Here is a 22,479-nt window from a genome sequence, read left to right as displayed (position 1 = left end):
CGCTGAAAATCTGACGATTCAAAATCCAAAAATGAGGCTCGTTTCGTATCGGGCCTCATTTTTGGGGTTTATAAACCGGTTCGGAGTCATTTCCCCAATATAAAAAAAGAGGAGCTGTATCACCTATGAGAATGATTGGTCTTGGCGACAACGTATGCGATTGTTATCTCCATCAGGGCTTATACTATCCGGGCGGCAACTGCGTGAACGTCGCGGTCAACTGCAAGCGCGACGGGTTTGAGGAAGCGGCCTATATGGGCGTTTTCGGCGACGACGACAAGGCGGAGTACCTCAAGTGGGCGCTCGACCAGGAAGGGATCAGCTATGAGCGCTCCCGCGTCCTGCACGCCCCGACCGGCCAGCCGGGGGTCAACCTCAACGAGGAGGGCGATCGCATCTTCGTGGGCGGGATCGCCAAGGACACCGCGCAGCAGATCGTGAGCATGTGCCTGACCAAGGACGACCTCGCCTATCTCGGCGGGTTCGACCTTTGCCACAGCAGCTGCTACTCCCTTTTGGAGCATGAGCTGCATAAGCTCCAGGGCGTGGTCGAGCTTTCGTTCGACTTCTCCGACTACCGCGATGAGGAATACCTGCAGAAGGTCTGCCCCTACGCCAAATACGGCTTCTTCTCGGGCGCGGATCTGAGCGAAGAGGAGATCAAGAAGCTGATCGGCACCTGTCATGAGCTGGGCACCAAGATCGTCGGTGTGACGCGCGGCGGCAAAGGCGCTCTCTTCTCGATCGAGGGCAAGCTCTACGAGCAGGGGATCAAGAAGACCGAGGTGGTGGACACCATGGGCGCCGGCGACAGCTTTATCGCGGGCTTCCTGACCAAGTACACCCACACCGGCGATCCGGTCGAGTCCCTCGACTTTGCGGCGACCTGCGCGGCCAAGACCTGCACCATTCCCGGCGGATTCGGCTATCCGCACAAGCTGTAATCATTTATTTTAAAACGAGGGACCGGGCCGCCGCGCACAGAGCCGGGCGGCCCGGTTTTTCTATATGGAAGGCGGGCATACGATGCTCAATACCAACAGCTCCAAACCTCTGTATGACCAGCTCAAGCAGCTGATCAAAAACGACATAATCAGCGGGGTTTACCGCCCGGGGGAGCGCATGCCCTCCGAGGCGGAGCTCTGCGAGCGGTACGAGGTCAGCCGGGTGACGGTGCGCCGCGCGCTCAAGGAGCTGGCGGGAGAGAACCTTCTCGAGGGGCGGCAGGGCAAGGGCACCTACGTGGCCAATCAAAAACAGAAGAAGAGCATGGACAACATCCGCGGCTATTCCGACGAGATGTCCCGTTCGGGACGCACCTCCCGGCGCCTGGTGCTGGAAAAGGGGCTCGTCCCCTCCGAGGAGCCGGTCGCGCAGCGCCTGGGGGTGGCCCCGGGCGACCCGGTGATCCGGCTGCGGCGGGTGATGTACGACGGGGCCGCGCCGCTGATGCTCGACACCGCCTACTATTCGGCCTACCGCTTCCCCGAGCTGCTCACCCGGGTGCAGGACGACGTGTCGACCTACCGGCTGCTCGAGGAGGAATACGGGATCGTGCTGAGTAAGGCCTACCGGGAGTTTGACATCGAGCTGTGCTCGCTTACGGACAGCCGGGTGCTGATGTGCGCGCCGGGCGATCCGCTCTTTTCAATCTTCAAGGTCGCCTATGACCAGTACGGCGAGCCGGTCCACGCCGCGCGCAGTCTGGTGCTCTCCAGCCGTTCCACCTATGTGGTGACGGTGGATGAGAGCGCCGCCGACCTGCACATCAAGATGAAGGAATGACAAGGACAAAGAAGGCCCTCAGCATTCGCTGAGGGCCTTTCCATATATCCCGGTCTATTTCGCGCAGGCGGCGACGAACCCGTCGAAGAGGCGTTTGTATTCCGCATGGTGCTCGGACAGGTTCTCCGGATGCCACTCCACGCCCACGATAAAGCCTTCTTTCGCCTCGATGGCTTCAACCACCCCGTCCGGCGACTTGCCGGAGCAGACGAGCCCCTCGCCCAGCTTTTTGACGGCCTGGTGGTGGAAGGAATTGACCTCGATCTCGGTCTTGCCGATGAGGGAAGCCGCCTTGCTGCCCGGCACCAGCGAGACGCTGTGGAACAGCTCGCCGCGGATTTCGTTGGCCTGGCAGTGGCAGATGGTGTCCGGCAGCTGGGAGGGGAGGTCCTGATAAAGGGTTCCCCCAAAGGCCACGTTGAGCACCTGATGCCCCCGGCAGATGCCGAGGATGGGCTTATGCAGCCTGGCGGCCTCCTGGATCAGTTCGATCTCGAAGCGGTCAAAGTCGCGGCTGACATAGGTCACCCCCCTGATCGGCTCCTCCCCGTAGAGCAGGGGCGCGATGTCCCCGCCGCCGGGAACGAGCAGCCCGTCGATCGCGGCGGCGTACTGCCTGGCCTCCTCCAAAGTACCGAACGGCAGCATGAGCGGCGTGCCGCCTGAGCGGCGCACCGAATCCACATAGTCGTGGTTGGTTTTGTACAGGCTCCAGGAGTTTGTTTGTAACGCGCCGACAGCCGGTTCGAGCGCGGCGGTCATTCCGATAAGAGGTTTCATGTTATAGCCCCCAGTTAAATTGGATTCGGTAAGATGCTATAATGCTAGTATAGCATAAAACCATTTCTCATCCAAGCGGCAATCCAAGGCGGATTTCGATGATATTCGACGTTACAGATACAGCCGTTTAGTAGAATCTCGGACAAAATCGTGGTGAATTCTAATTTTCTGCTGAAATTCCCGGAAAGTAAGATATATTTTTCTATAATTGGAGTGAGATTCGTATTTCATTTTTTTCGGGAGATGGTATAATATGCGTGGAGACAGATTGGCCGATTTAAGAAAGGACAAGGGACTCACACAACAGGATTTGGCGAATGAGCTGAACATTTCCTATCATACCATTTCCTCGTACGAGACCAACCGCAGCAATCCTGACGACGAGATGAAAATCAAGATTGCGCGGATTTTCGACGTAACGCTGGATTATCTGCTCGGGTTAATCGACGAGCAGGTGTCGTTTCGGCGCGACAATCCGGTTGACCTGACGGAAGAAGGGCTCATCAGGGCAATTAGCGAGAAGCATCGGGAATTGGGCGAGTACATAGAATTGTTGCGTGAGGTCCACAAGTCCAAGGAGTAACAGCTTGGAGGGGACATCATGCGTATCGCAATTTGTGACGACGATGAAGTATTCCGGGACGAATTCAAAGGATTGCTAATCAGAATGCTGCTCGACTTCGGCGAGGAGTGCGACGTTCATGAATTTGCCAACGGCCGTGAGCTGCTGGCCAGCCGGGAGCGGTTCGAGCTGGTCTATCTTGACATCGAGATGGACGAGATCGACGGCCGGCGCGTTGCGAAGTTTTATCAGAAAAAGCGGAACGACGGCGGAGAGGTGCCGATCGTGGTCTTCACGACCGTCCACCCGGAATATTCTTACGAAGGCTATGAGCATGGAGTATTTCGTTATTTGACAAAGTCGATCCTGGCGAACAAGCTGGAAGAGAGCTATCTTTCGACGAAGGAAGAGCTTGCCCGTCTCAAGGGCGAGGAATTCACGGTGCTCTATCGGGATGGGGAAAAGAAAATCCGGTACGGCGACGTTCTGTATTTCCGGTCGAATCCCGATGGCAGAGGAATTGTCATCCATACGCGGGACGAGGACTATCTGGTCAAGAAGACCTTCAAGGTTTTGGAAAAGGAGCTCAGGGGCAGGAGCTTTTTCAAAGTCAACATCAGTTATATTGTCAATTTGAAGCACGTCGACAATTACAGTGGCAAGATGGGAAAAGTCTACATGGATGACGGCAGTGAAGCCGAATTGAGTCAAAAGGCCGCAAAACCGCTGGGCCTGGCTATGCACCAATATCTCAAGGAAGGGGTGCCGGCGTTTGCTGACTAATATTTTAATCGACTGGCTGTATGAAAGCATCGATCTATTTACCCATCTGTTTATGTTTGACACCTTCCTGACGCGCAGGTGGTCGAAGGCGAAATCGACAGCAATAGTACTCGGAATTTATCTTTTGCTGATTTGTTATGTGGATATTTTCTACTTTGACACAAAAGATAAAATTTTTCTTGATTGTGCTTGTTTGTTCAAGTAGCATAATACTGACAGCGTAAGCAACTATACGAAAACACATCTTTGAGTCATACTTTTTATAGGTGTTGAAATACCAACAAAGTATTATAAATAAAGGACTTGTAAGCATTTTCCTGTCATACTGTGCAAAGTAAGATTGAACAAATGAGTTTCGGTTTATTTGCCCTTAAATTTCTTTGTATTTTGTGGATAATCAAAACAACTTTATACTATTCTATTACTGTTTATTTTAGGGGTGTCACCAGAAGTCACCAGATAATCCAGAATGAATTTTAGGAATAAGGATATATAAAATATAGGTTAATCCATTAAAATCAATCTGGGGTTATTCTGGTTAATCTGGGGATTATATATAAAAAGGACCTCAAGAAAACATTCGGAAAAATAAGGAAAAAAGTTTATTTTGCCTATGTACTTTCAGAAAATAATGTGGTATAATATATACAGGTCGGAAAAGACCAGTTAATTTAATATTTTGAATGCTTAGAGAAGCAAAGTTACCTTTAGACGAGGTTTAACTGGCTTCTCTTTTTTGTTGCCCAAAATCAAATAGCAAATGAAAGGAACAAGGAAAATGGATAACACAACAAATAAGCATGAATTTGCGTGTAATGCTGGTAAGGTTACCGAGTACGAAGTAAAGGAACATATTGACACTATCATGGTGGGTTTTCGTGGATTCTCAAAGGAAGTGTCGATTGTAAAGTGGAACGACAAAAAGCCTGTGTTTGATATTAGAGCATGGCGAGTATCTGACAGAGACGGATTGCAATATCCTTTGCGTGGTATCACTTTCTCTAAGGAAGAGTTTATCAAGTTGAGGGAAATATTGAACAGCATTGATGTGAATTGCATTGATGAATATATGTGAGCAAAGAATGTGAGGTATTGAATATGAACGGAGCAAAGACTGACGAAAGAAATTATTATGCTGAAAGCTACATTGCTTTAATCGAAGCAATTATCAAGGAAACAGCTTCAATAATCAAAGACATAAAGAAAGCAATGGGCGAGGTGTGAAAATGGGAAAGAAAAAACTACAAGGTGCAGACGGAATCAACTTCCAAATGCAACTTACAATAAAAGGCTTGGAAACTGTAACATTTCCAAAGGAAACTCTAACTAATGAATCGGGCAAAGATATTGCATGGATTGAGTGCTTGGGTGGTAAAGTCTCTGCTTATGTAAATCTACCACACGCAGTAAGACCAAACAACATTCAACCATTTCAGTTATCTGATTGTATTCAGATAGATTTGATTAGTGATAAGGTTATCGAATACATGAAGGCATATCTAAAAAAACACATGAAAGGTAATTACTCCAACGAGATATTAAAGCAGTTGAATGTGTCAAGCATGGAGTGCAACATTACTATTAAATGTGTAGGCAAATGCAAACCGAAAGATGTAATCAATATATTTGAGAAATCAGTTGACAAAACTTTCATTGCACAGGAAGCAAGGGACAAAAAGAAAACCTTTCGCAAGGACCAAGACAGCATTATATACAGGAAAGACCATTATTACCGTTTGAAAGTTTACAACAAGTCTAAGGAACAAAATGATAAAGGAAATCCATTAGTGGAAAGCAACCTGATTCGTGTTGAGTTTGTATTCTTAGAACGAATGCTCGATAGTATGTATGCCGATAGAATGTCATTAGAAGATATTCTCACAAGAAAGTCTTTGCGAAAGCTAATTGACCAATACCAAGAAACATTTACTGATATGTGCGAAAAGAACATTAAACCTATGCTGAATGGTTGTGTGCAAGAGGTATTTGAATGTTTGACAACCTCTAACTCTGGCAAAGAAATCAGCGAGGCATTATATAAATGCAAGGAATGTATTGTTGATGTTGAGGTATTACGCAAAGCCTTGAAAAAGTGGTATGCGTTTAAGAAGCAAGCCGACAGGTCAAAACAGGTCATTGCATATTATCGTGACAATAATTTTGGTATGCCAGAAGATGTAATACGCACCATAAAGCAAATGCACAATTCGTTATAAAATGGGCTTATAAGGTACTAATAATTGGTACCCTGCAACCCCAAAATTGAGAAAGCGCAAAATGCTAAATCTATGAGTAAAACATCATTTATGACTGTGTAAAAGCCATTATTTGATGTGTTTGAGCAAATTAAGAATTTCAAAAGGTGTCTATAAAGCTGACAGAGATACAAACAGATAACAGTACATTAACAATAAGGGGGTGTTCACTAATGCAGGTAGAACGCATATCAGCAGACATTACATTGAAGCACAAACCAAGAACGGGAACACAGGCTTACAATATGCTGATTGAATCTCTCAAAGCAGAGATACAGGAAAAACAAGAGATTTTATCTCATCTCTCACAGGACAAAGTAAAACAGAAATTCATAGAGAACTGGAATCCTACAACAAGGAGCGTGAACATCTATGATATGTAGGAAGGAGTGATTTTCTATGCCTTATGCTAAAGGACAAAGCGGTAATCCAAAAGGCAGGCCAAAGCAAACCGCAGAGCAGAAATCACAAAAGGAGCAATTTCAGAGGTTGCTTAAATCTTCTACCGTTGAAGCTCTGCAAAGCATAATTCAGATTGCCAATGACAGATACAACAAGGACCGATTCAATGCTTGTAAGTACATCATTGACAAGGCTTATGGTGCAAATACTGCTTTTCTTTTAGACGGTACAGAAGATACTGCTCCTACTGTGATTAGGATTGTTCCATACGGTAAAGAAAACGAGGACTGGGACGAAGACGACTGGGAAGAAGAATGGAACAATGCACCAGATGAAAACGAGGTAGATGAATAATGGTTAAGATTACAAACGGAACAGTTACCACAGAGGTAACTAAAGGTTCGTATGATACATTCTACAAGGAGCAAGGCTTTGTGATTGTGTCAGACGAAAGCAAAAACGAAAATATCGAATGGGAGGAAGAAGAAAATGGCTAAAGTCAATACTATTGCAAACAACGGACTGACTATCGTTGAGAACTACAATAAACTGCTTGAACAGTTCAGAAAAACAAAGACCATTGATGATGTGCGTATTCTGGTCGCAAATGTCAGAGATTTTATTTCTGTGTATAAGCGTGTAGATAAGAATATGGTAAATGAAATCTATGGCAAACTCCAGAGCAAACTTCACGATATGGTTGCTGAAAATGCTTTTGTGTATGACCGTATGAATAACAGGGTTGAGGAAATCCGCAATCGTGGTTATGACTATGCAAATGAAAAGGACGATACACAGGCAGTACAGAGCAAAGCACTTCAGCTTATGTCTCAGATGCCTAAAGTGATGAACAGCAATCATGCAAACCGCATTACCAAGATTCTGAATGATTCTATCAATTCTGGTGTTATCGGTAGCAAGGCTGTTCTGGAACTGCTTAAATATCCTGCTTATGCTGATATGGTATCTGCAAAGATTAGGGAGCGTGCTTTTGAGGGTAGCAAATCTTCTGCTGAACAGGCTTTTGACAGATTGAAAGAATCTGAACTGAAAGAAGCTGAACAGGGGCTTGCTTCTGTGTATTTGCAGGGATTCCATCTTAGAAACATTCAAAAACAGGTTAATGCGTTTAAGAAGCCTTCCGCATGGAATCCAGACGAACAGACAGCGTAAAGGATAATCCCAGAATAACACAGGATAATCCAGATTGAATCAGAAGTCATAAGGTAATGTATTCCTATGGTATAGGATAAAAGTCCACCAGAAGTCAACAGAGAACATCTGGGGATAAACATAAAATTGAGAATAAAATAAATCGGTTACTAAAGAATAGTCCAGTTGTCCAGACGGAGCAAACACAAAAACATGGACAACAATACAATAGTTCAGATGAATTTGTATTCGTGTCCCTAATCGAAAGGGAGAATACAAAAATGGCAAAGAAGAATAATGCAAACAATACGAACACTTTACCAGAGCAGGAGTTTAACTTTATTGTATCAGATGTACGCATTCCTCGTATGGTGCCTTTACAGACTCTTGCAGATGAATCTGGTATTTCATATAAAGCACTTTGGCAGATGTGCAAACAGAACAAAATCGTGCATATTAAGTCCGGTAATAAGTTTCTTGTGAATGTGGATAAATTCATTGAGTTTCTCAATACCGGCGAAACGGAGGTTGAGAGCAATGACGGAGACAGCAACACAGCATAAAAACAATGTCGAATGGGGACAGGCAAAGGGATTTTCAAAGTATCTTATTTCTACTGACGGACAGGTTTACAGCCTTAAGAGTGACAGACTCTTACCGCAAGGCTTTACCCATAGAGGATATAAACAGGTTGATGTGTGCAATGATGAGGGAATCAAAAAGCACATGAGAGTTCATAGGCTTGTCTATATGGCTCATAAAGGTGTTATTCCAGAGGGTATGCAAATCAATCATAAGGACGAGAACAAAGCAAATAACTGCATTGACAATCTGGAACTTATGACAAACAAGGAAAATTGCAGTTATGGCACTCGTAATGCACGAATCAGCCAAGCAATGAAAAGATACAGAGCAAAACAGCGAGCAATGGCCGCTTGTTGATGTGGTATCAGAATTTATACTTTTTGAAACCATGCAAATGAAACCTCAAATGAGTATCAGAAAGTATGCGTAAAAACTTTTGATTATTCTCACAAAGAGTGTGTACTTTTTGAGACTTGCCTGATATGATTAAATCATAAACGAACAGATGTTCGATGTAGAAATGAGGTGTTCAGATGAACAATAAGTTTAAGAATGACAAGCTAAAGTTTGAGCTTATCAGAAACGCTGATTTGGTGTGTACGGATTGCCTATACAAATATGACGATACGAATATGCCATGCAATGTTTCTAAATGTGAGATGTACGAAGAAAAGCCCTCTACCGTTATTGATGGTGGAAACTGTGATTTATACGATAAGGGGGTGTCGGAATGAAATATGTTGCTTATCACAGGACAAGCACAAAAGACCAGCACTTAGACAGAGGAATTGCAGAACTCACCAAGTATTGTGCTGATAATGCAATTTCTCTGTATAAGGGCAAGGTCTACACAGACCAACAGACAGGAAAGAACTTCAACCGACCACGCTACACAATGCTGAAAGATGAAATTCTTGAAAGTGGTGATGTGCTGATCGTCACAGAGCTTGACCGATTAGGACGAAATAAGGAAGCCACACTAAAGGAATTACGATTCTTTAAGGACAATGGTATTCGTGTTATGGTGTTAGAATTACCCACAACATTGATTGACCTGTCAGCTATGGAAAACTCAATGGCTCGTATGATGTTAGAGACTATCAATAATATGATGATTGAGTTGTATGCAAGCATGGCACAGGCTGAGATTGAGAAAAAAGAGAAAAGACAGCGAGAAGGCATTGAACAGAAAAAGGCTCGTGGAGAATGGGACGACTATGGACGGCCAAGAATAATGAGTCTTGATGAATTTTCTACCCACTATCGCTTAGTGCAGCAAGGTAAGAAAAAGCCCTTTGAACTTATGCGTGAATTGGGTATGACAAAACCAACCTTCTATCGTTACAAAAATCAAATTGAGAAAGGGTGTTAAAATATGGCATCAGTTAAAAGAGTTGAATATAAAAGCGGTCGGGTTGTATATCGTATAGTAATTTGTATGGGTTATGATAAAAGGGGCAAGAAACTGGTTAAGAACCTTACATATTCCGTTAATCAGTCCGCTACACCCAAAAAGCAAGAAAAAGAAGCATTAAAGTATGCCATGGAAATGGAAGATAAACTAAAATATGGCTATGACTTCAATGCGGAAAAGATGTCATTTGAAGATTTTGCATACAAATGGCTTGAGAGTGTTAAAGATAACATCGCCTATGGAACATACACAGGATATAAACAGGTGTTGGAAAGTAGAATCATTCCCTACTTTAAGGGATATAAAGTTGCCTACATCAAAACACCGCATATTGAAGCCTTTTATAAAACTTTGGTGTCAGACTATTCCACAGGCACAATAAAAAGATTCGCTAATGTATTGAATCTGATATTTAAGACAGCCAAGCGTTACAGTATGATTGAGAACAATCCATGCCAAGACGCACAAAAACCAAAAAGAAAAGATGAGGACGAGGGATTAAAGTTCTTTACCCCAAAGCAAGGCTTAATGTTTATGAAATCTTTGGATATGTCATACGAGGTAACCTATAAAGGCCATAAACGAATTGACGATACAGGAAAGCCTTATTATGTGAACGATTATGTGGAGTCCTACACAGTACCGACACAATACAAAGTGTTTTTTGCCATATCTCTATTTTGTGGTTTTAGAAAAGGCGAAACGCTTGCTTTGCATTGGGGCGATATTGACTTAAAGAACAAGAAAATATCTATTTCAAAGTCAGTTGGTATGACGGAAAATGGATTTGATTATAAGGAACCCAAAACAAAACAGTCTGTAAGAACAGTAACGATTCCAGACTATATACTGCCCCTCTTAAAGCAATACCGTATGGAGTATATGCAAACACGATTCCAACATGGTACGGCATGGCGTGGGGATATGAACAACGGTGGCAACCTCTTTATTCAAGCGGACGGTAAACTAATGGGCCATACAACCCCATATCAGTATTTTACCAAGCACTTACACCGTTATAATGAATGGGTACAAAACAATCCAGATAAAGCAAAGATTGAGGGTTTAGAGGAACTGCCAATCATACCTCTTCATGGGTTGCGACATTCATGTGCTACTATGCTTAATTCGTTAGATGTGAACATCATAGCAATTTCCAAGACTTTAGGCCATTCAACCTGTTCAACGACAATGAACATCTACGCTCATAGTTTTGAGGAACAGCAAGAGGAAGTTGCAATAAAGGTAAATGAGTTCTTGCGATTGAACGCATAAAACATATTGAGAGCCAGCGGACAAAATCCAAAGGCTCTCATTTAATTGCTACGCATATTCTATTCCTCGTCTTTAAGTTCCATGTGGTCAAGTGCATACCGCAATGCCATGCTAATGAGTTCGTTTCTGGAACGGTTGGTTTTAGCCGCCAGATCATTATATTCCTCTTGTAAGGCCCTGTCTATGCGTATCGTCATTGTGACTGTTTTATCTTCTTTAGGTGTCACAATAAATTTCTCCATAATGCAATTCCTCCATTGGTTTTAATTACATTATAGTATTGACAACCCATGCAAAACTATGACACAATAATGAATTGATTTTATACTGTACTTTTGTGTTACACTCTGCTATAATGCAAATATCAACCAAACTTGGAGGTATGGGCGTTATGCAAGAGAAGAAAGACAAGAGTTCTGTAAAGAAGCCAATTTACAAAAAATGGTGGTTTTGGGTAATCATTGTTGTTATACTCGCTGCTATCTTTGGTAATATGGGCAACAATGAAGATGAGCAAGCTAATAGCGATACAACCGTCTCACAAGAAACATCTTCTGACACATTCATATCAGAGGTAAAGGAAGTTGCTCAAGGGGCAATCAACAGTGAAGATGAATCTATTACTGATGTTGTGTTAAAAGACGGAGATTTGTGTATAACGGTTGATTTGAGCAAAGCCAATCCCGAGCCACTAACAATAGAGGACTTGGCAATTTCTCGTACAGGTTCAATCACGGACGCTATACTCACACTTACTGATTATGATAGCCAATGGAATACGATAACGATTGACTTTGGTGATGTTGGTAAGATAACGAACAACAAAGATAACATTAAAGAGAATGAAGCGGGTGGCCGCTACTTCCCATCTGAGAATTTTACTTTAGAGTAATCCAGTAAAAAAGAGAGCCTTGACAGGAACACAAACCCGTCAGGCTCTTTCTTTATACTATTGTGGTACTAAACTTACGGCGTGTTAGGGAGAGATACACCGAGTTAGGGAAAGTAAAAATCTCTCAAAGGTAATACTGGTAATACTTAGGGAGAGTTATGGAGAGATAGGGTGAGTGCCTGTTAATCTTTTAATAATTATATTGCGATTGCTTGCTTGGTTATTTACCGTGATAAACTAATAAATAAACTAGGTACCATATTATTGGTTCGGATACTCTGTTATGCTTTTGAATCGTTAATCTTAGCCGGTACCATTGCTCAAGCTAACTTTGAATTAACTGAAATTTTCTTATCATCCTTACTATTAATTTTATCAAGATGTGTACTGCTGATTCCTTTATTTATTTTTATAAGGAAATTTAGAAATGGGTATACAGTACGCGGTATGATAGAAAAACTTTCGATAAAACAATCAATTGCATACAGTTTAATGTTTTTAATTTTGTTCCCTTTAACACAAATTACTATCTTGAAAACGTTTAAATATCAAAATATAACAAACTTAATATTGTTAACAGTTCTTGCTTTGGCTGTAATGGAATTTATTACAATGGCTTATATTTGTCTGAAGAAAATCTTTGAAAATAGAATGATTAACAGTCAAAGGTTTGCGCTATCCAAGCAGTTGGTTTATCAGACAGAACACAATAAGCGGATTGACGAATCAATAAATGAAACGAAAAAGATACGTCATGACATGAAAAGTAAGTTGATTACAGCCCTCTATAACGTCCAGCTTGGCAACTTGGAAAGGGCCACAAATGATTTGGAAACCTTATTGCACAAGGTTGTGAAATCGACGCCACGCTTCTTTAGCGAAAACACGGCGGCCGATGCCGTATTCCGACATTACCATGCGCTTGCCTCGGAACGGGGAATCACAATGAAGATCAACGCGATTCTGCCGGACCGGGAATTTATGCCGCCGGATGACCTCGGGTTGATTCTAAGCCATTCCTGTGAAAACGCGATCGAGGCCTGCGAAGGCCTCAAGAATTCCCTGATCGAAATAAATACCTACGTCCACAAGAATAGCTTTTGGTTTTACAGCATTCGCAATTCGGTCAAGGAAAAGGTGGAAATTGTGGACGGCGAAATCTTTACGACAAAAGAGGACAAGACCAGTCATGGTTTCGGACTGCCCGGTATCCGTGCGGCAGTAGAAAAGTACGGCGGCGTCCTGACAATGGACAGTGACGATCACTCTTTCAGCCTTGAAATTTCGTTGAAAGTTCCTGACAAAATATACGAAGAAATAAGATAATATTTGGTAATTCGACAAACTGTGCGCAAAATCGCGCATGGTTTGTAAATATTGCTGCCGGCGTTTCAAAAAATCCGTATACTGGATGCAAGCGGCGCTTTGGGGATGGGGCTATGGCCGCCGTCCCTTATTTTTTGCCGTGGTGGAGGATGTATATGGAGCCGAAAGCTGCATTGGAACTTCTGGCTCTTTGAACGGGAATATCTGCTTTATATCAAGAAACGATACCTGTTCGATCAGGTTTCTCTCAATCGGATTGATTACCTGCTTTCCATCACCCGGCATCTCGTTTCTGTCCCGCTCGAAATTCAGGAGGTATGGGACCGGATGATTCCGCTCTTCGATGTGTTTTCCCGCGAGGACATCACTCTGGCACTCATGCGGGTTGTGGGGTGCAGTCACGCGAAGAGGCTGACGGCTATCTTAATTACACTGGACAATGAAAGCACGGTCTGCGAGTGCATCGCCAGTCTGCTCGGCGAGGTGGACGAGGTTCTGGTGGTGGATATCGGGTCGTTTGACAAGACGATGGAACGGGTTCGGGCGCTGTCCATTCCCGGCGTCAGGCTGGAAAAATACAGGGCGATGGACTGTCCCGACCTCAACATCTTCATCCGCGGGCTGCTTTCGCCCGGCTGGGCTTTCTATGTCGGGCACAACGAAAGGCTGAGCGGAAACCGCGAACTGCCGCTCAAAAGCCTGGTCAACGGCTTTAATGGCCTCTCCTGTCCAGAATCTATCTGCCTGTGCCCGAGCGGCTGGAGCGGGGAGGAAACCGACAACCGAATCTTTAAATCGGAGGATTTCGACCGGTTTCACGGGAATCCGCCAAGAAAGAATGATATGCTAAATTTGACGATCGACGTGTCCTTTTGGGACTATCGGCAATTTTAATAAAAATAATATTGCGGCTTTGGAGCCCGGAGAAGCTTCGCTGAGAAAGAAGCGGGGTGTGCAAAATCAATTGAGGGATTATGCTCCTTTGGTTATTCTGGTAGGCGGTGCAATGTCTGCCCAAATACGGAATAAAAAAGGAGATCAGACAACATGGAGAAAAAGACGATTGGCCTGTTTGAGGAAATTTCCTCGAAGAAAGAGCTTGATTCGATCAATGGCGGCGGTTCTTATGTTAGAGGAACAATAAAATCTGGCCATAAATTCAAGAGTAAACCCAAGAAAACCTCTAAAGTCCGTTAGTCTGCGGCTTCTTTACATCCCTTATGAGATAGAGCCACCCCAAAGGGTGGCTCTATCTTTTTAGTGGAAAGGGGAGGGAAGCATGGCGCGCTATTACTGCATCCGGCAGCAGGATGTGACCGACTGCGGCGCGGCCTGTCTGGCAACCGTCTGCCGGCAATATGGGCTGAAGATGCCGATCGGCCGAATCCGCGAGGCCGCCTGCACCGACCGGCAGGGCACCAGCGCCGCCGGGCTGTTGGCGGCGGCAAAGGAGCTGGGCCTTTTCGCCAAGGCGGTGCGCGGGGACGCTGGAGCGCTTCGCAGCCGCTTTCCGCTCCCGGCCATCGCCCACGTCAAAACCCCGGAGGGGGTCTGGCACTATGTGGTGCTCCACCAAGTGGGGCGGCGGCATGTGCTGGTGGCCGACCCGGCGAAGGGGCTGCTGCGCCAGCCGTTGGAGGACTTTCTCGACGGGTGGAGCGGCGCGCTCATTCTGCTGGCCCCCTCGGCCGGCTTTGAGCGAGGCAACCGGGAAAAGGGCGTGTTCCGCCAGTTTTTGCGGCTGCTGGCCCCGCAGCGCAAGCTGCTCGGCCTGATCCTGCTCGCCTCGCTGCTGATCACCCTGCTTGGGATCGGCGCCTCCTTTTACTACAAATTCCTGATGGATGCGATCATCCCTTTCGGCGCGGCGCGGACGCTGCATGCGGTGTCCATCGGCATTTTGGCGCTCTACCTGTTGCGCGTTGCGCTCGAGGGCTGCCGCGGGCACCTCATGCTCTATCTCAGCCAGCGGCTGGACATCCCATTGATTCTGGGCAGCTACCAGCATGTGCTGGGCCTGCCGATGGGCTTCTTCGGCTCCCGGCGTACCGGTGAGATCATCTCGCGGCTGCAGGACACCTCAAAAATCCGCGAGGCGGTCTCGGGTGCCGCCATCACGCTGCTGCTCGACACCCTGATGGCGGCGGGCGGCGCCGTGTTGCTCTATTGGCAAAGCCCGCGCCTCTTCCTCATCTCAGTGCTGATCGTGACGCTCTATGCCGCGCTGGTGCTGGCGCTCGGCCCCGCCATGCGCCGCGCCAACGAGCAGGCGATGGAGGACAATGCCCAGCTGACCTCTTATCTCGTCGAGTCGCTCGACGGGATCGAGACTGTCAAGGCCTTCGGGGCCGAGGAGAAGGTGGCGGGGAAGACCGAGCAGAAGTTTGTGCGGATGCTGCGCAGCATCTTTCGCGCCGGGCGGTGCGAGAACCTGCAGGAAACCCTCAGCGGCGGGGTCTCCCTGGTCGGCGGGATGGTAATCCTTTGGGCCGGGTCGCTGCTGGTGCTGCAAGGGGAGATGACCTTCGGCGCGCTGCTCACCTTCGACGCGCTGCTCCTTTTCTTCTTGGAGCCGATCAAAAACCTGATCGACCTGCAGCCCGAAATGCAGGCGGCTGTGGTCGCCGCCAAACGTCTCGGGCAGCTGCTGGAAGCAACCCCCGAGCTGACCGGCGCGGACCGCCGCAAATGTGTGCCCGAAAGCCTCTGCACCGATATTTCGGTGCGTTCGCTCACCTTTGGCTACGGGCTGCGCGAGCCGGTGCTGCATGAGATCGACCTCGACATCCGCGCCGGGGAGCGGGTCGCGCTGGTGGGGGAGAGCGGCTCGGGCAAGACGACGCTTTGTAAGCTCCTGCTGGGACTTTACCCCATCGCGCAGGGGGAAATCCGCTTCGGTCAATACGACATCCGCGACCTCTCGCTCGCCGCGCTGCGCGAAAGGACCGCCTACGTCCCGCAGGACATCTTCCTCTACAGCGGCACCATCTTGGAAAACCTGCGCCTGGGCGCGCCGCAGGCGAGCCTGGAAGAGGTGATCGCCGCCTGCCGAAGATGCCGGGCGGATGAATTCATCGAGCGGCTGCCCGACCGGTACGACACCCTGCTCGAGGAGGGCGCCTCCAATCTCTCGGGCGGCCAGAAGCAGCGCCTGGCAATTGCAAGGGCGCTGCTGCGGGAGCCGGACCTCCTGATCCTGGATGAGGCCACCAGTCATCTCGATTCCATCGCCGAGCAGGCGATCGCCGGGATGCTCGCCTCGCTCCCCAAACGGGTGACCACCGTGGTCATCGCCCACCGCCTGAGCACCATCATGCATTGCGAGAGGATCTATGTCCTGGACCGGGGACGGGTGGTACAGTGCGGCACACACGACGAGTTAATGTCGGTGGAGGGCAAATACCGCGCCCTCTGGCAAAACCAGATGCTGCAGCCGGCCGGCGCGGGGGAGGGGTGAGCGCATGAAGGTGATCGAATATACGTTTGCGGAATATACCGACAGCCGCGAGCTGCTGGAGAGCCGCCCGCCGCGCGTCATCCCCTTCATGGTCCTGGCGCTGGCGCTGCTGCTGGCGGGGGCATTCGCCTACGCCTGCCTCGTGCAGGTGGAAGAGACCGTCCGGGTCCCAGGCGAACTCATGCCGAACGGACAGGTGCAGATCTATCTGCCGCAGACTGCGGTGGCGCGCGCCCACCCCCGCCAGGCGGTGACGGTGGAGTTCGATGCCTTCCCGGGCCAATCCTTTATCGGGGAGGTGGAGGACATCTCGGACGCGCCCGATGAGGAGCGCCGCTACGCCGCCGGAGTGGCCCTCGGCGGCTTGCTGCCGCAGGGCGCGCGGCAGGGGATGACATTGCAGGCGAGCCTCTCCTGCGGGCAGGAGAGCGTGCTGAGGTGGATGATTGAAAAGATGGGCTAATCTATAGTTGAAAAACGAGCAGCCACCCGGCCGGGTGGCTGCCCGTTCATTTCAGATATTCCAGAATGACCCGGTAGGCCTCCACCAGCCGCTCGAGGTCATAGTGCCGGCAGTTGGCCGGGCTGGTCGAGGGGAGGGGGATCGACTCGATCCCGCACTGCGGCGTGCAGAGCCGCCGGAACAGCCGGGTGGCGGCGCCGCCGGTGGTGAAGACCGCCTGGATGTCGGCCACCCCCAGGATCCGTCCCATGTCGTTGGGGACCGGGTCGGCGATGCTCTCGTCCGCTGCGCCTTTGATTTTGCAGGAATGCAGCACGTCCCAGAGCGCGATGTGATGGTGCAGCAGCAGCCGGCGCTTTTCCTCGTTGTCCTGCGGCGGCTCCTCCTCCAAAATGCGGCTGAGCACCTTCCAGAACCGGTTTTGCGGGTGCCCGTAGTAAAAGCCGTACTCCCGGGACTTGGGGGAAGGGAAGCTGCCGAGCATCAAAATGCGGGAGCGCGCGTCATACACCGGCTCGATGGGGTGAAGGATCGTCTCCATTTGGCCCTCCCTATAGCGTCTTTGTCATGTCCCGGTGGGGGCAGTGCTCGTCCATGTACCACTCCCCAAAGGCGGCGTAGCCCAGCCGCTCATAAAACCCCACCGCGCCCTCCTGGGCCGAGAGCTGGATCGCCTGTGCACCGAGGCTGCGCGCCAGCGCCTCGAGCTGCGCCATCAGTTCGCGGCCGGTGCCTCCCCGGCGGTATTCCTGCTCGACCGCCACCCGGCCGATCTTGTAGATCCCGTCGCGGTAGGGGAAGAGACGTCCGGTGGCGATGGGGCGCTCCCCGTCGTAGAGCACGATGTTGTGCGCCACCGGGTCAGTCTCGTCGATCACCTCGGTGAAGCCCTGCTCGTCGTGGAATACCCGCACCCGGATGGCCATCGTGTCCTCGATCCCACATAGCCCCTTTCTCACCACGCAGCGATACCTATTCATTTTTCAGCACTCCTTCCAAGTCAAACGGCGGGATATAGCAGTCACTTGCCGCGCTGCGCTGCTGCAAATATCCGTCCTCCAGAGAGCAGCAGAGGAGATAGTCCTCCACCCGCCGGTATTCCTCCTCGCTGATTGTCCGGTCGATTTCGGGGAAGCGGCCCGCCTCCCCGCAGGGGATGTACTGGCTCATCAGGCTGAAGAGCACCTCTCCCGGGGCGAAGGTCTCGTTCACCCAGTCAATCACGTCCAGGGTGTTGTCTACTGCTCCGGGCAGGACCAGGTGCCTAATCACCACCCCGCGCTGCAAAATATCCTCGTCGTCGAAGACGCAGGGGCCCACCTGGCGCACCATCTCGAGGATTGCGGCCTTGGCAACCCCGGGATAGTCCGGCGCGCCGCTGTAGCGGGCGGCCAATGCGGGGTCGAGGTACTTGAGGTCGGGCAGGTAGATCTGCACCTTGCCCGCCAGGGCGCGCAGAGTCTCCGCCCGCTCATATCCGCCGCAGTTGTAGACCACCGGGACGGGGAGCGGTTCATGCAGCGACTCGATCACGGCGTGGGCAAAGTGGGTGGGGTTCACGAGGTTGATGTTGTGCACCCCTTTTGCGATCAGCTCGAAGTAGATTTCCCGCAGCCGGGAGACGGAAACCTCGGCGCCGTACCCCCCGGCGCTGATTTGATGGTTTTGACAGAAGACGCAGCGAAGCGCGCAGCCCGAAAAGAACACCGTCCCCGAGCCGCGCGTCCCGCTGATACAGGGCTCCTCCCATTCGTGCACGCCCGCGCGCGCCAGGACCGGGAGGGTCCCCTCTCTACAAACTCCTTCCCCCGCATGTGCCGTGCGCTGCACGCCGCAGCGGCGCGGGCAGAGCGAGCAGGTAAACGTCTCCTTCATCCTTTATAATTCCCCAAAAATTCAAAGTGCCCGAGCTCCTCCTGCAATGAACAGAGCAGGTCCAGCACCGGCTTTTCACGCACCGAGCCCTCGAAGTCGAAGTAGAAGAGGAACTCAAAGTCGGTGTCCGGCAGCGGACGGCTCTCGAGCTTGGTGAGGTTTAAGGACTGTGCCGCGAACCGGCTGATCAGCCGGTAGAGCGACCCGGCGGTGTGCGGCAGGGTCAGCGACAGGCTGATCTTATTCGCTCCCGGCTCGATGATCAGCTCCCGGCTCATACAGATGAAGCGGGTAAAATTCTGCCTGGCATTTTGAAAGTCCCGCGCCGCCACCGTCAGGCCGTAGAGCCTGGCGCACTCCTCGCTGGCGATTGCGGCGGCCGTAGCGCTGCCGCTCTCGGCGACGAACTTGGCCGCGGCGGCGGTGTTGCGGTAGACGTGCACGCGCAGCTGCGGGTTCTGGCGCAAAAACTGCGAGCACTGCCCGAGCCCCTGCTCATGCGAGTAAATATCGGTCAGCTTCAAAAGATCGGTTTCCCCCGATGTGAGCAGGCAGTGGTTGACCGGCAGCTTATACGAGCGGCAGATGGTGAGCTGGTAATCCCGCAGCAGGTCGTATACCCGCGTCACGCTGCCGTTGCTGGAGTTTTCGATCGGCAGCACCCCATAGTCGCATTCCCCGCTGCGCACCGCCTCGAACACGTCCTCGAACTGCCCGCAGAAGGAAAGGTCGGGGGAGGGAAACATCTGCCGTGCCGCCTCGTGGGAATAGGCGCCCGGCACCCCCTGACAGGCGACCCTGGCCTTCTTCGGCAGGGTCGCGCCGCCTCCCAGTGCGGCGCCGATCTGCGCGCGCAGCCGGGCGCCCCGTTCGCCGCTCAGCTGGATATGCTGGTAGCTCTTGCTGATGTCCATGATGGTCTGAAAGAGCACCCCGGCGCCGGTGCCGTATTCTTTGCCGGCGCGCGCGCTGACCTTTTCGATCACCTTGCGTTCCCGTTCGGGATGGAAGACCGGCAGGCCATGTTCACTCTTGTACTGCGCCACCGCGCGCACCGTGTCCATCCGGCGGCAGAAAAGGCGCACGAGCTCGCTGTCGATCTCGTCGATCTCGCCGCGCAACGCCTCCAAATCCATCTAGAGCACCCCGCTTTCCAATAATAGGTCCAGGATCGCCAGCGCGCTTGCCGCCTCGACGCAGGGGACGGCGCGCACAGCGAGGCACGGATCGTGCCGCCCCTTGATGAGCAGGGTGGCGTCCTTCTTTTGGATGTAGTCGACCGTCTGCTGCTCCTGGCCGATCGAGGGGGTCGGCTTCATGGCGCAGCGAAAGAGGATGGGCATGCCGGAGGAAATTCCCCCCAAAATCCCGCCGTGGCGGTTGGTGCGGGTGCGCACCCATTCGCCGTCCATGTAAAACGGGTCATTGTTCTGGGAGCCGCGCAGCCTGGCGCTGCCGAAGCCCTCGCCGAACTCGACCCCCTTCATGGCGGGGATGCCGAAGAGGATCGAAGAGAGGCGGTTCTCGATCCCGCCGAACATCGGGTCGCCGAGCCCGGGCGGCAGCCCGAGGACGGCGCATTCCACCACCCCGCCCAGCGAGTCGCAGCATAGGCGCGCGCGCTCGATTTCGTCCCGCATCTGCCTGCCCCGCTCCTCGCTGAGCACCGGGAAGGGCCGCGAGCCCGGGAGCAGCAGCTCCTCCTTTTTCAGGTTTACCGGGTCGAAGGGGTCGTCTTGAATCTCCCCCGCCGCGCAGAGGTGCGCCCCCACCTCGACCCCGTAGCGGGAAAGGATCTGCTTGGCGATCCCCCCGGCGGCCACCAGCGGGGCGGTCAGGCGGCCGGAAAAGTGTCCGCCGCCCCGGATGTCGCCATAGCCCTGGTAACGAAAATAGCCGGTAAAATCGGCGTGCCCCGGCCGCGCGAGGGCGGCGGTGCGCTGATAGTCCCCCGAACGGGTGTCGGTGTTCTCGATCAGGATGCACACCGGTGTGCCGCAGGTGGTGTCCTCCAATATCCCGCTCAGAAAGCGGGGGAGGTCCTGCTCCCGCCGCGGGGTGGAGGTCAAATCCTTCCCCGGCGCGCGGCGGGCGGTGAAGGCCAACAGCTCGTCCATGTCGATATGCTCCCCGGCGGGCAGCCCGTCGAGCACCGCGCCGATCCCCGGCCCGTGCGACTCCCCAAAAATGGACAGCTTCAGCTTGTTTCCCCAGCTAGAGGACATCAATTTTCCCTCCTAAATTTCGATAATGGGTGAAGAAATCCGGATAGCTCTTTTCCACCGCCTGCGCTCCCCGGATGGTCACGGGTCCTTCGCAGCGGGTGGCGGCGATGGCGCAGGCCATCACGATCCGGTGGTCCCCCCAGCCGCTGACCTCGCCCCCGCGCAGGGCGGGAGCGCCACTGATCCGCAGATAGTCGGGCCCCTCGCACACCTTCGCGCCCAGCCTGGTCAGGCAGTCGGCCATCGCCGCGAGGCGGTCGCATTCCTTGATCCGCAGCCGCCCGGCGTTTTCGATGAGGGTTTCCCCTTCGCTCAGCGCCGCGACCACCGCCAGGATGGGCACCAGGTCGGGTACCTGCGAGGCGTCGATTCTGCATGCGTGCAGCCGGCCGCCTTGCACCGAGAGGGGATCGTCCCCCCCGGCCGTTGCCCCGAAGCCTTGAAGCAGCCTCACGATCGCCCGGTCCCCCTGAGGGCTGTCCGGGTCCAGCCCGGCGCACGCGACAGGGGAGCCCAGCGCCCCGGCGCTCAGCCAGAAGGCGGCGTTCGAGTAGTCCGCCTCGATGGTCTCCTCCCGCTTGTGGTAGCGCTGGCGGCCGGGGATGTGCCAGCCGTAGGGCCGCGCCTCGATGTCGACCCCGAAGCGGCGCAGGGCGGCGACGGTCATCTCCACGTATCCGGCGGACTGCAGGGGAGTGCTCAAGGCGATGTCGCTGCCGCGCTCCAGCAGCGGAAGGGCGAAGAGGAGCCCCGAGACGTACTGCGAGCTGACGTCGCCCGGCAGCTCGTACCAGCCCGGGCGCAGCCGCCCGATGACCGAGAAGGGCATGCCGCTGCTGCGTGAAAAGGCGGCGCCGTGCCGCTCCATCTGTCCCGCCAGCAGGGAATAGGGCCGCTGCGGGAGGTTGCCCGCGCCAAGGAAGGTGGCGTTTACCCCGAGCGCCCCCGCCACGGGCAGCAGAAAGCGCAGGGTCGAGCCGCTCTCGCGGCAGTCGCAGGCGGCGCCCTGCGGCGGGGAAATGATCCCCGTCACCCGGGCCGTACCGCCGCAAAGGTCGATCTTTGCCCCCAGCGCGCGCAGTACCCCCAGGGTGGCGAGGATGTCCTGCGAAGGGGAGAGACCGTGCAGCACGCTTTCCCCTTCCCGGCAGAGCGCGGCGCAGATCAGCGCGCGGTGGGCCGCCGACTTGGAGGGCGGCGCTTCGAGCGTCCCCCTAAGGCGGTGCGGGGTGATGGTTATATCCATAT

General features: G+C 51.7%; 29 protein-coding genes. 21 read left to right on the top strand and 8 right to left on the bottom strand.

Annotated features, from left to right (window positions below):
* Positions 1–125 precede the first annotated feature (125 nt).
* Together B5477_RS10130 and B5477_RS10125 are read left to right on the top strand one after the other, a co-directional pair.
* Complete coding sequence (locus B5477_RS10130) at positions 126–944, top strand: PfkB family carbohydrate kinase (RefSeq protein ID WP_079699578.1); 819 nt, start codon at positions 126–128, stop codon at positions 942–944.
* An 82-nt stretch (positions 945–1,026) separates the two neighbouring features.
* Positions 1,027–1,785 (top strand): GntR family transcriptional regulator, encoded by a 759-nt coding sequence (locus B5477_RS10125; RefSeq protein WP_159449001.1) that lies wholly within the window; start codon positions 1,027–1,029, stop codon positions 1,783–1,785.
* A 54-nt stretch (positions 1,786–1,839) separates the two neighbouring features.
* Here B5477_RS10125 and B5477_RS10120 read toward each other — a convergent pair whose 3' ends face one another.
* Positions 1,840–2,565: a gamma-glutamyl-gamma-aminobutyrate hydrolase family protein gene (locus B5477_RS10120; RefSeq protein WP_079699576.1), complete on the bottom strand. Its 726-nt coding sequence runs from the start codon at positions 2,563–2,565 to the stop codon at positions 1,840–1,842.
* A gap of 253 nt (positions 2,566–2,818) precedes the next feature.
* Here B5477_RS10120 and B5477_RS10115 point away from each other — a divergent pair, with 253 nt between their 5' ends.
* The 13 genes from B5477_RS10115 (at position 2,819) to B5477_RS10060 (ending at position 10,993) form a co-directional block, all read left to right on the top strand.
* Positions 2,819–3,148 carry a helix-turn-helix domain-containing protein gene (locus B5477_RS10115; RefSeq protein ID WP_079699575.1) on the top strand — a complete coding sequence of 110 codons (330 nt, stop codon included), beginning with the start codon at positions 2,819–2,821 and terminating at the stop codon, positions 3,146–3,148.
* Between the two features lie 18 nt (positions 3,149–3,166).
* Entirely contained in the window at positions 3,167–3,910 is a 744-nt protein-coding gene (locus tag B5477_RS10110) for a LytR/AlgR family response regulator transcription factor (protein WP_079699574.1), read from the top strand.
* Positions 3,911–4,688: 778 nt separating this feature from the next.
* A complete protein-coding gene (locus tag B5477_RS10100) occupies positions 4,689–4,985 on the top strand; it encodes a PC4/YdbC family ssDNA-binding protein (protein ID WP_200806046.1) in 297 nt (98 codons plus the stop codon).
* Positions 4,986–5,008: 23 nt separating this feature from the next.
* Positions 5,009–5,134, top strand: coding sequence for a hypothetical protein (locus B5477_RS15425; RefSeq protein WP_256184603.1), 126 nt, complete (start codon positions 5,009–5,011; stop codon positions 5,132–5,134).
* Positions 5,135–5,136: 2 nt separating this feature from the next.
* Positions 5,137–6,126 carry a hypothetical protein gene (locus B5477_RS10095; RefSeq protein WP_079699571.1) on the top strand — a complete coding sequence of 330 codons (990 nt, stop codon included), beginning with the start codon at positions 5,137–5,139 and terminating at the stop codon, positions 6,124–6,126.
* 212 nt (positions 6,127–6,338) lie between these two features.
* Entirely contained in the window at positions 6,339–6,548 is a 210-nt protein-coding gene (locus tag B5477_RS10090; protein ID WP_066866683.1) for a hypothetical protein, read from the top strand.
* Positions 6,549–6,564: 16 nt separating this feature from the next.
* The gene (locus B5477_RS10085) at positions 6,565–6,921 is read left to right on the top strand and encodes a DUF5681 domain-containing protein (protein WP_079699570.1); all 357 of its coding nucleotides are present in this window, start codon (positions 6,565–6,567) and stop codon (positions 6,919–6,921) included.
* A complete protein-coding gene (locus tag B5477_RS15085; RefSeq protein ID WP_159449000.1) occupies positions 6,921–7,064 on the top strand; it encodes a hypothetical protein in 144 nt (47 codons plus the stop codon). The genes B5477_RS10085 and B5477_RS15085 overlap by 1 nt, the downstream gene beginning before the upstream one ends.
* Positions 7,057–7,740, top strand: a complete 684-nt coding sequence (locus B5477_RS10080) for a hypothetical protein (protein ID WP_079699569.1) — start codon at positions 7,057–7,059, stop codon at positions 7,738–7,740. Before B5477_RS15085 ends, B5477_RS10080 begins: the two co-directional genes overlap by 8 nt.
* Positions 7,741–8,000: 260 nt before the next feature.
* Positions 8,001–8,282 (top strand): hypothetical protein, encoded by a 282-nt coding sequence (locus B5477_RS15080; protein ID WP_147322434.1) that lies wholly within the window; start codon positions 8,001–8,003, stop codon positions 8,280–8,282.
* On the top strand, positions 8,257–8,661 hold the full coding sequence (locus tag B5477_RS10075) for an HNH endonuclease signature motif containing protein (protein WP_159448999.1): 405 nt from the start codon (positions 8,257–8,259) through the stop codon (positions 8,659–8,661). Before B5477_RS15080 ends, B5477_RS10075 begins: the two co-directional genes overlap by 26 nt.
* Before the next feature lie 373 nt (positions 8,662–9,034).
* The gene (locus B5477_RS10065) at positions 9,035–9,676 is read left to right on the top strand and encodes a recombinase family protein (protein WP_079699566.1); all 642 of its coding nucleotides are present in this window, start codon (positions 9,035–9,037) and stop codon (positions 9,674–9,676) included.
* 3 nt (positions 9,677–9,679) lie between these two features.
* Positions 9,680–10,993, top strand: a complete 1,314-nt coding sequence (locus tag B5477_RS10060) for a site-specific integrase (protein ID WP_079699565.1) — start codon at positions 9,680–9,682, stop codon at positions 10,991–10,993.
* A 59-nt stretch (positions 10,994–11,052) separates the two neighbouring features.
* Here the strand turns inward: B5477_RS10060 and B5477_RS10055 are convergent, their stop codons facing one another.
* Positions 11,053–11,235, bottom strand: coding sequence for a CopG family transcriptional regulator (locus tag B5477_RS10055; RefSeq protein WP_079699564.1), 183 nt, complete (start codon positions 11,233–11,235; stop codon positions 11,053–11,055).
* Between the two features lie 149 nt (positions 11,236–11,384).
* Between B5477_RS10055 and B5477_RS10050 the strand changes: the two genes are divergently transcribed.
* From B5477_RS10050 to B5477_RS10030, 6 genes are all read left to right on the top strand, one after another.
* A complete protein-coding gene (locus B5477_RS10050) occupies positions 11,385–11,885 on the top strand; it encodes a hypothetical protein (protein ID WP_079699563.1) in 501 nt (166 codons plus the stop codon).
* A gap of 447 nt (positions 11,886–12,332) precedes the next feature.
* Positions 12,333–13,211: an ATP-binding protein gene (locus tag B5477_RS10045; protein WP_079699562.1), complete on the top strand. Its 879-nt coding sequence runs from the start codon at positions 12,333–12,335 to the stop codon at positions 13,209–13,211.
* A 327-nt stretch (positions 13,212–13,538) separates the two neighbouring features.
* Positions 13,539–14,105: a glycosyltransferase family protein gene (locus B5477_RS10040; protein WP_079699561.1), complete on the top strand. Its 567-nt coding sequence runs from the start codon at positions 13,539–13,541 to the stop codon at positions 14,103–14,105.
* A 153-nt stretch (positions 14,106–14,258) separates the two neighbouring features.
* Positions 14,259–14,408 carry a hypothetical protein gene (locus B5477_RS15075; protein WP_159448998.1) on the top strand — a complete coding sequence of 50 codons (150 nt, stop codon included), beginning with the start codon at positions 14,259–14,261 and terminating at the stop codon, positions 14,406–14,408.
* An 82-nt stretch (positions 14,409–14,490) separates the two neighbouring features.
* Positions 14,491–16,668: a peptidase domain-containing ABC transporter gene (locus B5477_RS10035; RefSeq protein WP_079699560.1), complete on the top strand. Its 2,178-nt coding sequence runs from the start codon at positions 14,491–14,493 to the stop codon at positions 16,666–16,668.
* Between the two features lie 4 nt (positions 16,669–16,672).
* On the top strand, positions 16,673–17,131 hold the full coding sequence (locus tag B5477_RS10030) for an HlyD family secretion protein (RefSeq protein WP_079699559.1): 459 nt from the start codon (positions 16,673–16,675) through the stop codon (positions 17,129–17,131).
* A gap of 46 nt (positions 17,132–17,177) precedes the next feature.
* On the opposite strand, the gene B5477_RS10025 is transcribed toward B5477_RS10030, so the two are convergent.
* Genes B5477_RS10025 through aroA form a run of 6 tightly spaced genes read right to left on the bottom strand, consistent with a single transcriptional unit; the run spans position 17,178 to position 22,477 of the window.
* Entirely contained in the window at positions 17,178–17,672 is a 495-nt protein-coding gene (locus tag B5477_RS10025; protein ID WP_079699558.1) for a DNA-deoxyinosine glycosylase, read from the bottom strand.
* A gap of 10 nt (positions 17,673–17,682) precedes the next feature.
* Positions 17,683–18,111 (bottom strand): GNAT family N-acetyltransferase, encoded by a 429-nt coding sequence (locus B5477_RS10020; protein WP_079699557.1) that lies wholly within the window; start codon positions 18,109–18,111, stop codon positions 17,683–17,685.
* Positions 18,104–19,006: a radical SAM protein gene (locus B5477_RS10015; RefSeq protein ID WP_079699556.1), complete on the bottom strand. Its 903-nt coding sequence runs from the start codon at positions 19,004–19,006 to the stop codon at positions 18,104–18,106. Before B5477_RS10015 ends, B5477_RS10020 begins: the two co-directional genes overlap by 8 nt.
* Positions 19,003–20,142 carry a bifunctional chorismate mutase/prephenate dehydratase gene (locus B5477_RS10010; protein ID WP_079699555.1) on the bottom strand — a complete coding sequence of 380 codons (1,140 nt, stop codon included), beginning with the start codon at positions 20,140–20,142 and terminating at the stop codon, positions 19,003–19,005. The genes B5477_RS10015 and B5477_RS10010 overlap by 4 nt, the downstream gene beginning before the upstream one ends.
* A complete protein-coding gene (gene aroC / locus B5477_RS10005; protein ID WP_079699554.1) occupies positions 20,143–21,231 on the bottom strand; it encodes a chorismate synthase in 1,089 nt (362 codons plus the stop codon). It lies immediately after the preceding gene.
* Entirely contained in the window at positions 21,221–22,477 is a 1,257-nt protein-coding gene (aroA, locus tag B5477_RS10000) for a 3-phosphoshikimate 1-carboxyvinyltransferase (RefSeq protein WP_079699553.1), read from the bottom strand. The genes aroC and aroA overlap by 11 nt, the downstream gene beginning before the upstream one ends.
* Positions 22,478–22,479: the final 2 nt, after the last annotated feature.

Source organism: Provencibacterium massiliense, from assembly GCF_900169495.1.
In the GTDB taxonomy this organism is placed as follows: Bacteria; Bacillota; Clostridia; order Oscillospirales; family Ruminococcaceae; genus Harryflintia; species Harryflintia acetispora.
Note: the sequence above shows the minus strand (reverse complement) of the source record. Positions and strands in the feature narration are given on the sequence as shown.